The organism is Niallia yueguangensis, from assembly GCF_052663115.1.
On sequence record NZ_JBQTCX010000011.1, the window covers coordinates 32,764 to 47,914 of the forward strand.

The following is a 15,151-nucleotide window of genomic DNA, read 5'->3' on the forward strand; positions in this document are numbered from 1 at the left end:
AATTAAGAAAGGAAAAAAATGGGGATGGAGAGAGTAGAATATAAGAAAAGCAAGCGTAAAAAAAGAAGGCTGAGAAAAGGGAGAGTGTTCTTTGTACTTGTTATTTTCTTCTTAATGGTGACAGCAGCATATAGTTATTTTCAATATAAACAAGGTGTTAAGCAATCGATGGCGAATGGAGCCGGTAAAAAGGTCAACTATGAATTTAATGGGGAAAAAGACCAGTATGGTGGAACGAATATCCTTTTGTTAGGAAGTGATGCACGTGAAGGAGACAAACATTCGCGAACAGACACAATCATGATTGCACAATATCATCCAGACAAAGGTACATATAAAATTATTTCTTTAATGAGGGATATGTATGTAAATATTCCTGGACATGGACAAGGTCGCATTAACTCTGCATTTAGTATAGAAGGTCCCGAATTGTTAAGAAAGACGATAAAAGAAAATTTAAATATTGATTTGCAGTATTATGCCATTGTTAATTTTAAGGGATTTGAAGAATTGATTAATGAAGCTTTTCCAGATGGAGTAGAGATAGATGTAGAAAAGAAAATGTCGAAAAATATAGGTGTTACGTTAGAACCAGGTTTGCAAAACTTGAATGGAAAGCAATTGCTTGGATATGTTCGCTTCCGCCATGACGCCATCTCAGACTTCGGAAGGGTAGAAAGACAGCAAAAAACATTAAAAGCACTAGCATCACAGGTTTCAAGTGTACAAACTGTTGCCAAATTTCCAAAGCTTGTAGGTGTTATGATGCCTTATATTAACACAGACATGGATACGAAAGATTTAATAGTTGTAGGAAATAAGTTAATTACAAAAAGGGATGTAGAGGTTGAATCGTTAAGAATACCTGTAGATGGCACATTTCAAAATACAACAGTAAATGGTGCGGCTGTATTAAGTGTTGATTTAGAGCAAAACAGACAAGCGATAGAAGCATTTCTAGCAGAGTGAACGCATTTTTTGCATTCCAGTATACACAAATGATTATGTAAAGAGTGGCAAGGAGTTTTTATTTATGGATATAGAAACAATTAAGCAATGGTTTACACTTGAAAATATTATGCAGTTAATTGACAGCTATCGTTCTTTTGGACCATTTCCGGGAATTTTATTGCCAATGCTTGAAGCGTTTATTCCGTTTCTGCCACTGTTTTTATTTATTATGGCGAATGTTAATGCATTTGGTTTTTGGCTCGGTTTTCTTTATTCTTGGATTGGTACATGTGGAGGAGCATTATTAGTATTCTTATTAGTAAGAAAATATGGTCAAAAACGACTGTTGCGTTTTATTCGAAATCATCAGAAGGTGCAAAAGCTAATGGTTTGGATTGAAAAGCATGGTTTTGGTCCATTGTTTATTCTTTTATGTTTTCCTTTTACACCATCTGCACTTGTCAATATTGTCGCAGGATTATCTAGAATTGGAATCGGTCAATATGTTCTTGCAATCATTGCGGGAAAACTAGTGATGATTTTTACCATTAGTTTTATTGGATATGATTTACAATCGATGATTGCACAGCCATTGCGTACAATCCCGGTAGCAATTGGGATATTTATACTTTGGTATGTGGGAAAACGAGTGGAACTAAAAATGAATCATGCTAGTGAGGAAAAAGAAAAGGAACGAGAAAAGGCTTAAAGAGGAAGTTCAAAAAGGCACCAAATGATAAGCGGCGAATCTCTTCGTTGGCTTGCTTTTCCGCTACTCACGTATCTAATTAGAAAGGAACTTCAACTAAAAACGCTCACGTCCTGTAAGCAACGTTGAAGTCACCACATCCTGTGGAAGGCTGTTGCTCAAAGCTACGCCGCCTCGACCTTCTTGCTTCTAATTTGTTGCCTTTTGAACACATACTTAAATTCAGGATTAGTTTATTGGTTTGGAGGAGATCGTTTTTGAAAGAAACATTTAAGAAGGAAAGCATAGAATGGCTGAAGGCGCTTGCTATCGGGGGGATCATCTTTATCATTATTCGTGCATTTTTCTTCTCCAACTATGAAGTAGAAGGCGAATCTATGATGCCTACATTACAGGATGGAAATAAATTAGTTGTTAATAAAATGGGTTATAAAATTGGTAATTTTAAGCATTTTGATGTCATAGTCTTTCACGCAAATAAGCAAGAAGATTATGTAAAAAGAGTGATTGGTCTTCCAGGAGATAAAATGGAATACAAAGATGATCATTTATATATAAATGGGAAAATGTATAAGGAGACTTATTTAGATCCTTATCGAAGTCAAGTGTCTGCAGGGAGATTGACAGGTGATTTCACTCTAAAGGAAATCACAGGCAAAAAAATGGTTCCTAAAGACATGTTGTTTGTATTAGGGGACAATCGTTTAGGCAGCTGGGACAGCAGGCATTTTGGCTTTATTCCAATCGATCAAGTGGTGGGAAAAGTAAGCATGAGGTATTGGCCGTTGGATGAATTTCAAGTTTCCTTTTAAAAGAAAAGCTGTTTTCTCAAAGTTTATTGTTTTTTACATAAAAAATGGGAGAAGAAGTACTCAGCAGACTGAATACACGTAGACTCCTGTGGGAAGCGAGAAAGACGAGACTTAAGCAGAGCGTATACGACGAGGAGGCTCGACGCTCGCTAAACGGACGAAGTGTATTCAGGCTGCGAGTTTAAACGCAACAATCTATACGAAAACAGCCTAAAAGAAAGAACTCAGTCGGGTTCTTTTTTTGTATAGCCATTCTTCTATAAGACGGACGTCTTTTATTGATATAGAACGTACGTTTGTATGATATGATATAATATAAATAAGTATAAAAGTTATGGGAGAGGAGTTAGTATGTCCGTACATTTATTAGTTGGTCGCGCTGGTAGTGGGAAAACGACTCGTTGTATAGAAGGAATTCGTGAGAAGCTGTTAGCAAACCCAGAAGGCAATCCTATTATTTATTTAGTGCCAGATCAAATGACTTTTCTATCGGATCAACGCTTAGTTACAAGTGCTGAAGTTGAAGGAATGTTCCGTGCACAAACATACAGTTTTACAAGGCTGGCATGGAGAATTTTACAAGAAACAGGCGGAATTAGCCGTTATCACATAAATAGCGTTGGCATCAGCATGCTAATTCGAAAAATTATTGAAGAAAATAAAGAGAACTTAACATTATTTAAAAAAGTAGCAGACAAAAATGGCTTTATAGCTCAAGTAGAGCAGCTTGTAACAGAATTTAGAAGATATTGTGTAACACCGGAAGAATTAACAGCTAAACAGCAAGAGTTATCCAATCAGGAAGGTTTCCATAAAGTGCTTGAGGACAAGCTTCATGACTTAGAGCTGATTTATGAAAAATTCGAGCAGCATGTGATTGGAAAATATATTGATGGTGAAGATTATTTTCGATTGCTCGCAGAAAATATAGCAGCTTCTGATTATTTACAAAAGGCAGAAGTGTATATTGACGGTTTTTACAGCTTTACACCACAAGAATATTTAATTATTCAACAATTAATGACTACTTGCAGAAATGTAACGATTACATTTACTTTAGATAAACCTTATAAAGATGAAATACCAAATGAACTGGATTTATTTCGGATGTGCGGAGAAACGTTTCAGACGATTTATATGATGGCAAAACAATTCGGGATTGAAGTAGAAGAAATAGTCCTTAAAGAGGTAAAAAGAAGCAGCGAGAAATCTTTACATCATTTAGAGGCTTATTTTGATAGCAGACCATCCGTAGCATATAAAGAGGAAGGTGCTGTTCATTTTGCAGAAAGTGTAAATCCGAGGGCGGAAGTGGAAGGAATTGCGAGGGAAATCTTAAAGCTGATTCGTCAAAAGGGTTATCGTTATCGGGATTTTAGTTTGCTCTCACGCAATATGTCTGAATATCAAAATATAATAGAAACTATTTTCACAGACTATCAAATTCCTTTTTTTATTGACCAAAAAAGAACGATGCATTTTCATCCTTTAATAGAATTGATTCGTTCCACTTTAGAGATTTTCGAGACAAACTGGAGATATGAGCCAGTATTCCGGGCAATGAAAACAGAATTGTTGTTTCCTTTGCATGAAGCAAAAGATGCCTTGCGGGAAAAGGTCGATCATCTAGAAAACTATTGTTTAGCTTACGGAATCAAAGGCGATAAGTGGACAAAAAAGGAACGGTGGAAATATAGAAGGTTTTACGGATTGGATTGGGAGCAAGGTGTACAGACAGATCAGGAAAGAAAAATAGAAAATGAGTTAAATGAAACACGACTTTTATTAACTGCGCCATTAAACCGGTTAGGAAATAGATTAAAGCGAGCAAAGTCAGGTCGGTCTAAATGTGAAGCATTATATTTATTTTTAGAAGAACTGGAAGTGCCCACAAAATTAGAGCAATGGAAGGTGGATTTAGAGCAAAAGGGAGAGTTAGTGAAAGCGAGTGAGCATGATCAAGCATGGAATAGTGTGGTTGATTTACTGGACCAGTTTGTAGAAATGCTTGGAGAGGATCCATTAACGAACAAGCAGTTTGCTGCCATTTTGGATGCTGGACTCGATACCCTTAGATTTTCACTAGTTCCACCGGCCATCGACCAAGTGTTGATTGCAGATTTGGAGAAATCCCGTTTAGACAATATAAAGGTCGCTTTTGTGATTGGCTTAAATGAGGGGGTATTTCCGTCTAAATTTGCTGATGAAGGGATCTTTGCTGATAGTGATAGGGAAAGTTTGATTAATAGTGGCATGAAAATTGCCTCAACAAGTAAAAGAAAATTATTAGATGAAGAATTTCTCGCTTATAAAGCATTTACAACACCATCAGATCGGCTTTATTTAACGTATCCATTAGCAAATGATGAAGGAAAGTCATTATTAGCATCTGTTTATGTAAAAAGAATAAGAGAGCTTTTTCCGCAGGCCGATACGTTGTATTTTATGGCAGATCCAAAAGAATTGGCAGAAGCAGGGCAGTTGGATTATGCTGTCCAATGGAAAACAAGTTTATCTTATTTAACCGGACAGCTGCAATTAAAGAAACGAAATTATCACATTTATGATTTTTGGTGGGATGTTTATAATGCCTACATGGATAATCACCAATGGAAAGATACAGCAACAAAGGTTTTTTCTAGTTTAACGTATCAAAATACAACGAAAACATTAGCAGAAAACACAAGTACAGAGCTATATGGAGAAGCGATAACGGCAAGTGTATCAAGAATGGAGTTGTTTCAGTCCTGTCCATTTTCTCATTTTGCCAATCACGGTTTAAAACTTCGGGAGCGGCAAGTATTTCGGTTAGAGGCGCCGGCCATTGGCGATTTATTTCATGCTGCCTTAAAATTTATTGCCGAAACCGTTCTGCATGAAAAATTATTATGGTCTGATTTAACAAGAGAACAATGTGAAAGCTTGGCGAAGGATGCAGTAGATATGCTGGCTCCAAAGCTGCAAAATGAAATTTTATTAAGTACAAACCGACATCATTATATTAAAAGAAAGCTCGAACAAATCATCAGCAAGGCTTCGTATATTTTAAGTGAGCATGCGAAATTCAGCGGCTTTGCACCAATTGATTTAGAATTGGAGTTTGGTCCAAAAGGGAAGCTTCCTTCTCTTTCTTTTCCATTAAAAAACGGAAATAAAATGGACTTAGTTGGCAGAATTGACCGTGTCGACAAAGGCGAAGTCGATAACGAAGTATTTTTGCGTGTCATCGATTATAAGTCAAGTGCACATGAATTAAATATGAATGAAGTGTATTATGGGCTATCCCTGCAAATGCTTACGTATTTAGATTTAATCGTTACAAACAGCCAATTGCTTGTCGATAAAAAAGCGAATCCGGCTGGAGTGCTTTATTTCCATGTTCATAATCCGATGCTGACAAGCAAAAAGATATTAACATTAGAAGAAATCGAAGAAGAGTTATTAAAAAAGTTCAAAATGAATGGTTTAATGCTCGGAGAAGAAAATGTCATTCGTTTGATGGATGCAAGCCTAGAAAAAGGAGATTCTGCCATTGTCCCAGCTGGAATGAAAACAGATGGAACATTAACAAAACGTTCAAAAGTGGCATCGAAAGAAGAATTCCACTATTTACAACAATTTGTTCGTCATAAGTATGTAGAAGCTGGCAACAAAATCACGGGTGGAACGGTCGACATTTCCCCATATAAATTAAAGGAAAAAACGCCTTGTACTTTTTGTTCATTTAAACCTGTATGCCAGTTTGATGAAGCAATGGAGTCCAACCAATTTCGACAATTGGCAACCTACTCAAAAGAAGAAGCGCTTGAATTAATGAAGAAGGAGGCGAACAGGCATGAAAAGGGCTAAAATTCCTGTAAAACCAAGTGATGTGACATGGACAGATGATCAGTGGAATGCCATTATGTCAAGCGGACAGGATATATTAGTTGCAGCAGCAGCTGGATCGGGAAAAACCGCCGTTTTAGTAGAAAGAATGATTCGGAAAATTGTAGCAGAAACGCCTATAAATGTTGATGAATTATTAGTCGTTACCTTTACGAATGCGTCAGCAGCGGAGATGAAGCATCGAATTGGAGAAGTGTTGGAAAAAGAAATTAACGCTAATCCAAGCTCTATGCATTTAAAAAAACAATTGGCGCTGCTAAATAAAGCACATATATCTACGATTCATTCTTTTTGTTTAGAAGTAATTAGAAAATATTATTATGTCATCGATCTTGATCCAGGTTTTCGAATTGCGGATGAAACAGAAGCACAGTTGCTTCGGGATGAATGCTTAGAAAATTTATTTGAAGAAGAATATGGAAAAAGCGGAAATGATGCTTTTTTTGACCTTGTTGATGCATTTACAAGCGACCGTAGCGATGATGCTTTGCAAAGAATTATTCAGGAAGTATATGATTTTTCCCGGGCAAATCCGTCACCGAGTCATTACTTAACATCAGTGATTAACATGTATGAAATCGAAGAAGACTACAAAGTGGAGGAATTGCCTTTTGCAAAAGAGCTGCTGATGGATATAGAGCTTCAATTAGAAGGAGCAAAGCAGCTGTTACAGTACGGCCTAGAGCTGACGAAGCTTCCGGGTGGTCCTGCACCAAGGGCAGTAAATTTTTCTGATGATCTCGTACTGATAGAAGTGTTGATTCAGGCGAAACAGGATGGCTGGCAGACTTTGTATGAAGCGATGCAATCATTAAAGTTTTCCCGAGCGAAACCTTGTAAAGGGGATGAATATGATCCCTCTTTAATTGAAGAAGGACAACGAGTAAGAGAGCGGGCAAAAAAAATTCTTCAGGAAATGCAAAGCGAATTATTTTCGAGAATGCCGCAAAGCTTTTTAAAAGATATGAAAGAAATGAAGCAGTATGTCGAAACACTTGTTGGACTTGTTCAAGCGTTTTCTGATCGTTTTCAAACAGCAAAAGCAGAAAAAAGCTTAGTCGATTTTGCAGATTTAGAGCATTATTGTCTGGAAATATTAAATGATCCATCTGCAAAAAGAGAAAGTTTATTAATGCCATCTCCTGCCGCACTAGAGTATCGGGAGCAGTTTAAAGAAGTGTTAATAGATGAGTACCAAGATGTGAATTTAGTGCAAGAATCGATTCTTCAGCTAGTAACGAAAGAGGATGAAGCAACCGGTAATCTATTCATGGTCGGCGATGTTAAGCAGTCGATCTATCGATTTCGGTTGGCAGAACCTAATTTATTTTTATCTAAATATCTTCGTTTTCAGGAGCGCGATGATGCAGGCTTTAAAATTGATTTAGCGAAAAACTTCAGAAGCAGGAAAGAGGTACTCCACGGCACTAATTTTTTATTTAAACAAATAATGGGCGAAAAAGTCGGCGAAATCGAATACGATGAAAGCGCCGAGCTTGTGAAGGGAGCTGCTTATCCAGAAGAAACTTCCTATCCAATTGAAGTGCTGCTCATTAATCAAAAAGCGGAAGTTGCAGAAGATCAAGAAGGTAATGAAGAATATGACGCACAGGATCTGGAGCAATCGCAGTTAGAAGCAAGGGTGATTGCTAAGCAGGTAAACGAGCTGTTAGAAAAAAAACACGGAGTATATGACCCTAAAACGAAAACGTACCGGCCGATTATGTATAAAGATATGGTCATTTTGCTTCGGTCGATGACATGGGCACCGCAAATAATGGAAGAGTTAAAGCAATATAATATTCCGACCTATGCTAATTTAACGACAGGATATTTTGAATCAACGGAAGTAACGATTATGATGTCCCTTTTAAAAGTAATCGATAATCCGTATCAAGATATTCCATTGGCGTCTGTTTTACGCTCACCCGTTGTTGGGCTTAATGAGGAAGAACTAAGTACAATTAGAATTTCGAAAAAACAAGGTTCTTTTTATGAAGCAGCGCAAAGCTATCTTCATCAACCAGCTAATAAAGAGGAAGCTTTATATGATAAAATAAAACCATTTTTCGATCTTCTAGGAGATTGGCGCACGCAGGCAAGGCAAGGTGCACTATCTGAACTGATTTGGAAAGTATATCGCGACACGCATTTTTACGATTTTGTTGGAGGATTGCCGGGTGGAAACCAGCGCCAAGCGAATTTGCGTGCACTATATGACCGGGCACGACAATATGAAGAAACCTCTTTTCGCGGCCTGTTTCGATTTTTGCGCTTTATCGAAAGAATGAGAGATAGAGGCAATGATTTAGGTGCTGCAAGGGCATTAACGGAACAGGAAGATGTTATCCGCATTATGACGATTCACAGCAGTAAAGGCTTGGAATTTCCAGTTGTATTTTTAGCTGGAATCGGCAGAAATTTTAATACGATGGATTTAAAAAAATCGTTTTTGTTGGACAAAGAGTTGGGATTTGCAACAAAATATATAAATATAAAAAATCGTATATCCTACTCTTCTCTTGCGCAAATTGCTTTTAAGAAAAAGCAGAAAATGGAGCTATTGGCGGAAGAAATGCGCGTATTGTATGTAGCGTTAACTCGTGCAAAAGAAAAGTTACTATTAATTGGCACGGTAAAAGATACGGAAAAAGCGAAGCAAAAATGGGCGCAAGCAACAGGGCATGGGAACTGGCTGTTAAATGAATTTGACCGAGCATCTGCCAATTCGTATTTAGATTGGATTGGTCCAGCATTAGTAAGGCATAAAGAATGCAGCCTGCTGCACTTAGACAACTGGAGGGAGTATGACCAAATAGCAGGACATTCTTCTTCTTGGGAAGTAAAGATTGTTTCAAAAGAAGAGGTGCTCAGTTTTACCATAAATCAAGAGGAAGAGCAAGAAAACTGGTTGGAAAAAGTAACGAGCGGTCAAAAAGTAGCGAGCACATCGCCTTATAAGGATCAGCTTGAGCAAACCTTTGCATGGAAGTATGCCCATATAGACAGCACGGTGTATCGTGCCAAACAATCTGTTTCGGAGTTGAAAAGACAGAGGGAACGACAAGAGGAAGAAAGTGGAACAGAGATTGTTAAAAAATGGAGCAAACCGATATGGAACAGACCGAGGTTTATGCAAGAAAAAAAATTAAGTCCTGCTGAAAAAGGAACAGCGATGCATATGGTGATGCAGCATATTCCGCTGCAAACAGAAATCACGGAACAATCGATTGCCGAGCTGTTGGGAGAGATGACAAAAAAGGAATTATTAACAGTAGAGCAGGCAGAAGCAATCGATCCGACGGCGATTGTATCGTTTTTTGCATCAACAATTGGCCAAAGAATGCTTCGTGCAACGAAACTAGTGCGAGAGATTCCGTTTAATATTTCCTACCGGGCAAGCGAAGTATATCCAGATTGGACCGAAGAAGATGAGCCTATCCTTGTTCAAGGCATCATCGATGTTTACTTTGAGGATGACGAAGGTTCCGTTCTGCTTGATTATAAAACAGATACGATTACCGGAAAATTTAAAGGTGGATATGAAGAAGCAAAACCAGTATTAGAAGCAAGATATCAAAAGCAAATACAACTATATACAGAAGCGTTAGAAAAAATGCTGAAACGAAAAATCACAGAAAAATATTTATTTCTCTTTGATGGAGCCCATATATTAAAAATGGAAGGAAAATAAGAAAATGCTGCTACAACAATCGAAAATGTTGGGCAGCATTTTTTTAGAGGGACGGTGATGTGGCAGTACTCCTAGTAGTATCCATATGTACAAGTTTAATAGATTTTTAGTACCTTAACTTCATAAGTTACTTGTATTGCAGCAGACCATATCCGTATACGTCATCTTTCCCTTTAGTTCCTAGATCTAAAGATTTATTTTTCAACAGCTTAAATACAGCTTCTGGTTTTAAATTTTTATTAGGACTCTGGGAAATGTATAATGAGATTAAACCTGTTACATAAGCAGTTGAATAGGATGTGCCTTCAAATGTTGAATAACCATTGAAGTTATTGGTAGAAAGAATTTCTCTTCCCGGGGCTACAATATCAATTTTGCCTTTAGGTGAGAATTTGACTCGCTTATGGTTTCGATCTACAGAACCAACTGAAATGACATTACTGTATTTAGCTGGATAATCAATATCGCCAATGTAGTTATTTCCACTAGATGCTACAACTATTATTCCATTGTTAACGGCTTTATTAATAACATTATGTAATGTTTGATTATTATTTTTCATCCCAAAACTTATATTTATAATGTCAACTTTTTCATTAATAGACCATTCAATTCCTTTAATAATAGTGTCAATAGATCCCTTTCCATTATCATCTAAAACTTTAACAGAATATATTTCTGATTTAGGAGAAATACCTTTAATACCAATTACATTATCTTTTGCAGCGATAATACCAGCTATAGATGTTCCATGATTAAAATGATCTGCAGCTGGTTCTTGAGAATTTACAGCATTAAACTCTTTATAAATTTGTCCTTTTAAATCAGGGTGTTGTTTATTAATCCCACTGTCCAATATCGCTATTTTGACTCTATTATTTGTTGCATTAGAATTAATCACCGTATCTTTAAATCCCCAAGTTTCTTTTTGGCTTTCTTCTATTTTATTAGACTTTCCTTGCAAATGAACTACAGATTCGTTTTTTGAAGTGTCTTTTACAATTATATAAAGGATAACAATTAAAGATAATATTAGAACGATAGGCAGTATTATGTTGAAAATTCTTGTTTTTATAGTGTTTCACCTCTTTATTGTAAAGGCTGTTTTCTAAAAGTTTGTTGTTTGTGAGTAAAAAAAGAAACGGAGCAGCCTGAATACACGTAGACTCCTGCGGGAAAACGAGAAAGACTCGGGCCCCACAGGAGCATAGCGACGAGGAGGCTCGGCACTCGTCCGCGGAAAGCGAAGTGTATTCAGGCTGCGGTTTAATTAACAACAACCTATACTATACGAAAAGAGCCATTGTAAAAAAGATGACTTTAAAAAGATAGCATCTTTACCTATTTTTATATTAACCATAAAATAATTTCCGCCAATGATTGAGCGGATTTTCCAGGAACTCCAGCTTTTTCTAAAGCTTTTATTAAAGCTCCTTTCGTACCACTTTCAAGTCTTTCAGTTGCATAAGCTATTTTTCTAGCATAATGATCTACTAACTTGGCTTTTGAAGGAGAGAGAGGTTTAATAGCATATTTTAATGTTTTCCCACCTACTCTACAAATCCATCCAAAGGCTTTAATACCTTTTAAAGTACCACCAATTACACCTGACGCTTCAGCAGTTTCACCTTGATTCGGATCAACTTCTTCACCTATATAAACTTGAAATTCATCTGTAGTCGTAGCATATTGAATAAAATCTTTTGTATCTTGAACATCAGAAGGTACTTCTGCACTTAAAAACTCTTCAGTTGAAAGGTCTTCTTCTAAAATTTCTTCCTGTATAGCTTTTTCCTCTTCTATGTACTCAATTAAAGATTCTGGTGTTTCAATACCTGTTTGAACTTCAGTACTTGTACTAGTAATAGGTTGATTAGTTTCAGCTGCAAAAGCAGATGAAACTGGTGCAAAACTACTGCCTAGAACTGCTAGAGAAGTCGTTAAAACAACTCCCTTTATTAAATTTTGTCTAGTCATCTTGAAACCTCCTAAATATTATAGTATGTTAAACACAAGTAACATATTACCAAATATTCTTTTTTTGTAAGTGAAGATATTGTAAAAAAAAGGTTAAAAGGAGTTCGTTTGTAATTATGAGTAAAAAGAAAAAACATTCTCTTACAGATCATATTTTTGCAATCACAACTGTGTCTTTAATGTGTTTAGCTATCATTTTGGTACCTTTTTTGTTTTTTTACTTAGTAATATATACAGTGTCATTAACGTCAGATGTATATATAGATGCATTAAGTACATTTTCAACTATAAAAATCATCTTTCAATTCTTCGCTGTTACAGTGGTAGTAACTGGAATAGTAGATACTATATTTTCTAAAATATTAAATTTAAAAAAAGGATTTTGGGGATATATATCTGAAACACTTTTAATGTTTGCATTTTTTTATCTATATGTTATTGTTTATACTCTTGTATTTAATGACATCATAATCAAAGGCAAAGGTTACTTGTATGTTTCAGCTTTTTTATTGGTTTTATATTTGTTAATTCATGTTGTGTATATATTATCTAAAAAACTTCATACCATTATGGTGAAGAAATAATTAAAAGTACTGTTGGCTCTTATTCATAACAAAAGTTGACCAAACTAGATAACTAGATGGAGATTCTTAATAATTTAGTACGATAAATATATAATTCTATCTTGCTTAAATCAAATACTGAAGTCTACTAATCCACGCCAAATAGGGCTTACTTCTCTTAGTTGAGAAGTAAGCCCTAAATACGTAACGGAGGTGTAAACGAAGTTATTTCTTCTTAATATAAGGATAAAAAGCAAGTTACATAGCAGGTAAATTTTATCCGCACATTATATGGCAGGTGTAGCTCTGCCCCTTTTTCCAATTAGTTATTGGCAACATTCGGCTGATCAAGAAGACTAGTATCAATATAATTGCTTGCACTTATACCATTATTTGTAATGATGAATGCTCCTGTGTTAGATGTTCCAGACCCTAATGTAGCTTTCGAATTTCCTTTTGGTGAAATAAATAGGGAGTCTCCAAACTGTACTACTCCATCTGTAACATTCACAATTTGTACCGGACCTACTATAGCTGGCAAAATAATTCCTCCTTGTAAAAAAGTTAATTAAGCTGCCCATTAGCAGCTTGCAGTTTTATTAGGGAATCCCCATCTGGCTCTGCTTGTGGATTTGATAGCTGCCTAATATGTTTGATTCTTGTTTCTGCATATATATTCGCACAATTGCCAATTTGCAATAAAGAAGAAGCAGATACAGCAATAATATTAATATGTTTTACTTTAATAATAGGCTTCTTATTTTCAAATTGACATTGAATATCTTCCTGTATAGGTGGAAGTGGGATTGGTTCAAAAAAAACGGGGTAGTCATTAAACGAGCCTTCTATCCCGTAAAATAGTTTTTTTTGCCTTTGTACTGCTAATGCCCGAGAAGATGCCTGAAAGTAGGAGGCATCCCCGATCTCAAAAAAAGAAGAAAAAGAAAGAATGTTTAAGTTTATATGATCGACAACAGAAGTTCTTTCTAACATAATTATCCTTTCGGGAACAACGGAACAAATGGACCGATAATTAACGATTCAGCAGGAGTATCAAAAGTGGAAGCAAGTTGAATCGTTTGTGTATCGCCAATTAAACAGATGGACGAACTGGAAACCCCGACAATTCGAATCTCTCCAACTTGTAAATCTCGATTATAAACTTGAAAGTTCATTCGTCTTATCTCCCCTTCATGTTTTCTGGAATATTACTTAAAAATAAATGAACCCCATTGATCATCTCTTCCTTTAATGAGGCAATAATTTTTTCAGAAAATATCTTTGGATCTTCTTCATTTGATCGTTGCTGCTGTTGAAGATAATAGGTTATTCTCGTTTGCAATTGTTTTGTAATATCTTCTTGAATAAAAGTGATATACGCTTCATCCGCTTCCAGCCCAAGTTCTTTCTGTTTATTGATAATAATTTCAGGCAATTCCAATTGAATAAATTGATGCATGGCTTCTTCTATTTCCATGGAACGGGTCAGTACTTGTTTCGGATCAGGTGATGGATAATAGGAACCTTTTTGATTAACAGTTAACTCTTCAATTTTCTCTAAATCTGCAGGGTTGAGGCCAATGTTTAATGTTCCTTCTAACGTTTCAACTTTTAACTGATCAAAGCTATAATCAATCCGATCAATATGAACAGAAGGTTTTTCTTTTATCAATGTTAGCTCATTCGTTAATGCAGCAACGGTTTGTTCTAACTTCTTTATCCTTCCTTCAAGGTATTGTAAGTAGGAACGCATCTTTTCACTGTATTGGTAAAAATCTTGGGACATAAAGGAGACCTCCTTTGTTACGGTGCTTGTAAAGGAACAGAAGGTGCATACATTAAACCTTGTTCGGCCCCGGGTTCAACTTCTCCAGGATATTCAGGAGCTGCCTCGGTAAAACCTCCTGTATTATATAAATAAGAAGCTGGCTTAATAATCCCTGCACTGCCTACTTGAAAAACAGAAGAGTTCGTTATCCCGCCAATTTTAATCGTATTGATCGTAATTGACTGTTGTATAAAATAATTCATCCACATCACCTTTAATTCTTTTATTAATATGTGTTCAAAAAGGGAACAAATTAGAAGCAAGCCAACGAAGAGATTCGCCGCTTATTATTTGGTGACTATTTAAACATCCTTATTAAGCGTTCAAATAGTTGCCTTGATCGACTCCATCATTATCAAATGTATTGGTTGAGCTTTGATAATTGGTTATATTTAATCCATCTCCCGTATTAAAAGAACCAGATCCGGAAAACGTTTTGGCGTTAGAGATGGGCATCATTTTATAGACGTCTCCAATATTAAAAATAGAACTGCTCCCAACGGAAATTACTTGAGCCACTCCAACAATAGCTGGCATGATCAACATCCTTTACATAAGATTCTTCTACATACTATGTTGAGCATCTAGAGTGGTGATACATTCGCCTAAATCAAATTATGTTCTCAAGTTAAGCTTATTCAATGAAAAGCTTGGACTATTACAAAAAGAAGGTATTTTATGAAAGTTGTTTTCTAAAAGTTTGTTGTTTTTGAATAAAATAATAAACAT

The 15,151-nt window shown here is 36.1% G+C and carries 14 protein-coding genes; 6 read left to right on the top strand and 8 right to left on the bottom strand.

All coding sequences use genetic code 11. From position 1 onward, the window contains the following. Positions 1-24 precede the first annotated feature (24 nt). From ACTYA4_RS11860 to addA, 5 genes are all read left to right on the top strand, one after another. Positions 25-969 carry an LCP family protein gene (locus ACTYA4_RS11860; protein ID WP_443481759.1) on the top strand — a complete coding sequence of 315 codons (945 nt, stop codon included), beginning with the start codon at positions 25-27 and terminating at the stop codon, positions 967-969. A gap of 64 nt (positions 970-1,033) precedes the next feature. Continuing rightward, positions 1,034-1,660 (top strand): TVP38/TMEM64 family protein, encoded by a 627-nt coding sequence (locus tag ACTYA4_RS11865; RefSeq protein ID WP_443481760.1) that lies wholly within the window; start codon positions 1,034-1,036, stop codon positions 1,658-1,660. Between the two features lie 257 nt (positions 1,661-1,917). Further along, positions 1,918-2,472: a signal peptidase I gene (lepB, locus tag ACTYA4_RS11870; RefSeq protein WP_443481761.1), complete on the top strand. Its 555-nt coding sequence runs from the start codon at positions 1,918-1,920 to the stop codon at positions 2,470-2,472. 351 nt (positions 2,473-2,823) lie between these two features. Next, complete coding sequence (gene addB, locus ACTYA4_RS11875) at positions 2,824-6,321, top strand: helicase-exonuclease AddAB subunit AddB (RefSeq protein WP_443481762.1); 3,498 nt, start codon at positions 2,824-2,826, stop codon at positions 6,319-6,321. Then, the gene (gene addA, locus ACTYA4_RS11880) at positions 6,308-10,054 is read left to right on the top strand and encodes a helicase-exonuclease AddAB subunit AddA (protein WP_445505662.1); all 3,747 of its coding nucleotides are present in this window, start codon (positions 6,308-6,310) and stop codon (positions 10,052-10,054) included. The genes addB and addA overlap by 14 nt, the downstream gene beginning before the upstream one ends. Positions 10,055-10,181: 127 nt before the next feature. On the opposite strand, the gene ACTYA4_RS11885 is transcribed toward addA, so the two are convergent. Both ACTYA4_RS11885 and ACTYA4_RS11890 read right to left on the bottom strand, forming a co-directional pair. Next, the gene (locus tag ACTYA4_RS11885; RefSeq protein WP_443481764.1) at positions 10,182-11,018 is read right to left on the bottom strand and encodes a S8 family peptidase; all 837 of its coding nucleotides are present in this window, start codon (positions 11,016-11,018) and stop codon (positions 10,182-10,184) included. Between the two features lie 383 nt (positions 11,019-11,401). Then, positions 11,402-12,031: a YqxI family protein gene (locus tag ACTYA4_RS11890; RefSeq protein WP_443481765.1), complete on the bottom strand. Its 630-nt coding sequence runs from the start codon at positions 12,029-12,031 to the stop codon at positions 11,402-11,404. Between the two features lie 116 nt (positions 12,032-12,147). Here ACTYA4_RS11890 and ACTYA4_RS11895 point away from each other — a divergent pair, with 116 nt between their 5' ends. Continuing rightward, a complete protein-coding gene (locus ACTYA4_RS11895; protein ID WP_443481766.1) occupies positions 12,148-12,615 on the top strand; it encodes a hypothetical protein in 468 nt (155 codons plus the stop codon). A 301-nt stretch (positions 12,616-12,916) separates the two neighbouring features. On the opposite strand, the gene ACTYA4_RS11900 is transcribed toward ACTYA4_RS11895, so the two are convergent. The 6 genes from ACTYA4_RS11900 to ACTYA4_RS11925 all read right to left on the bottom strand — a co-directional run bounded on the left by ACTYA4_RS11900 (position 12,917) and on the right by ACTYA4_RS11925 (position 14,959). After that, a complete protein-coding gene (locus ACTYA4_RS11900) occupies positions 12,917-13,135 on the bottom strand; it encodes a spore germination protein (RefSeq protein WP_443481767.1) in 219 nt (72 codons plus the stop codon). 23 nt (positions 13,136-13,158) lie between these two features. Beyond that, positions 13,159-13,587 carry a spore germination protein GerPE gene (locus ACTYA4_RS11905; protein WP_443481768.1) on the bottom strand — a complete coding sequence of 143 codons (429 nt, stop codon included), beginning with the start codon at positions 13,585-13,587 and terminating at the stop codon, positions 13,159-13,161. Between the two features lie 2 nt (positions 13,588-13,589). Continuing rightward, positions 13,590-13,769 carry a spore germination protein GerPD gene (locus ACTYA4_RS11910; RefSeq protein ID WP_443481769.1) on the bottom strand — a complete coding sequence of 60 codons (180 nt, stop codon included), beginning with the start codon at positions 13,767-13,769 and terminating at the stop codon, positions 13,590-13,592. A 5-nt stretch (positions 13,770-13,774) separates the two neighbouring features. Further along, positions 13,775-14,380, bottom strand: coding sequence for a spore germination protein GerPC (gerPC, locus tag ACTYA4_RS11915; RefSeq protein WP_443481770.1), 606 nt, complete (start codon positions 14,378-14,380; stop codon positions 13,775-13,777). A 17-nt stretch (positions 14,381-14,397) separates the two neighbouring features. After that, entirely contained in the window at positions 14,398-14,625 is a 228-nt protein-coding gene (locus ACTYA4_RS11920; protein WP_443481771.1) for a spore germination protein GerPB, read from the bottom strand. A 112-nt stretch (positions 14,626-14,737) separates the two neighbouring features. Next, positions 14,738-14,959 carry a spore germination protein gene (locus ACTYA4_RS11925; RefSeq protein WP_443481772.1) on the bottom strand — a complete coding sequence of 74 codons (222 nt, stop codon included), beginning with the start codon at positions 14,957-14,959 and terminating at the stop codon, positions 14,738-14,740. Positions 14,960-15,151: the final 192 nt, after the last annotated feature.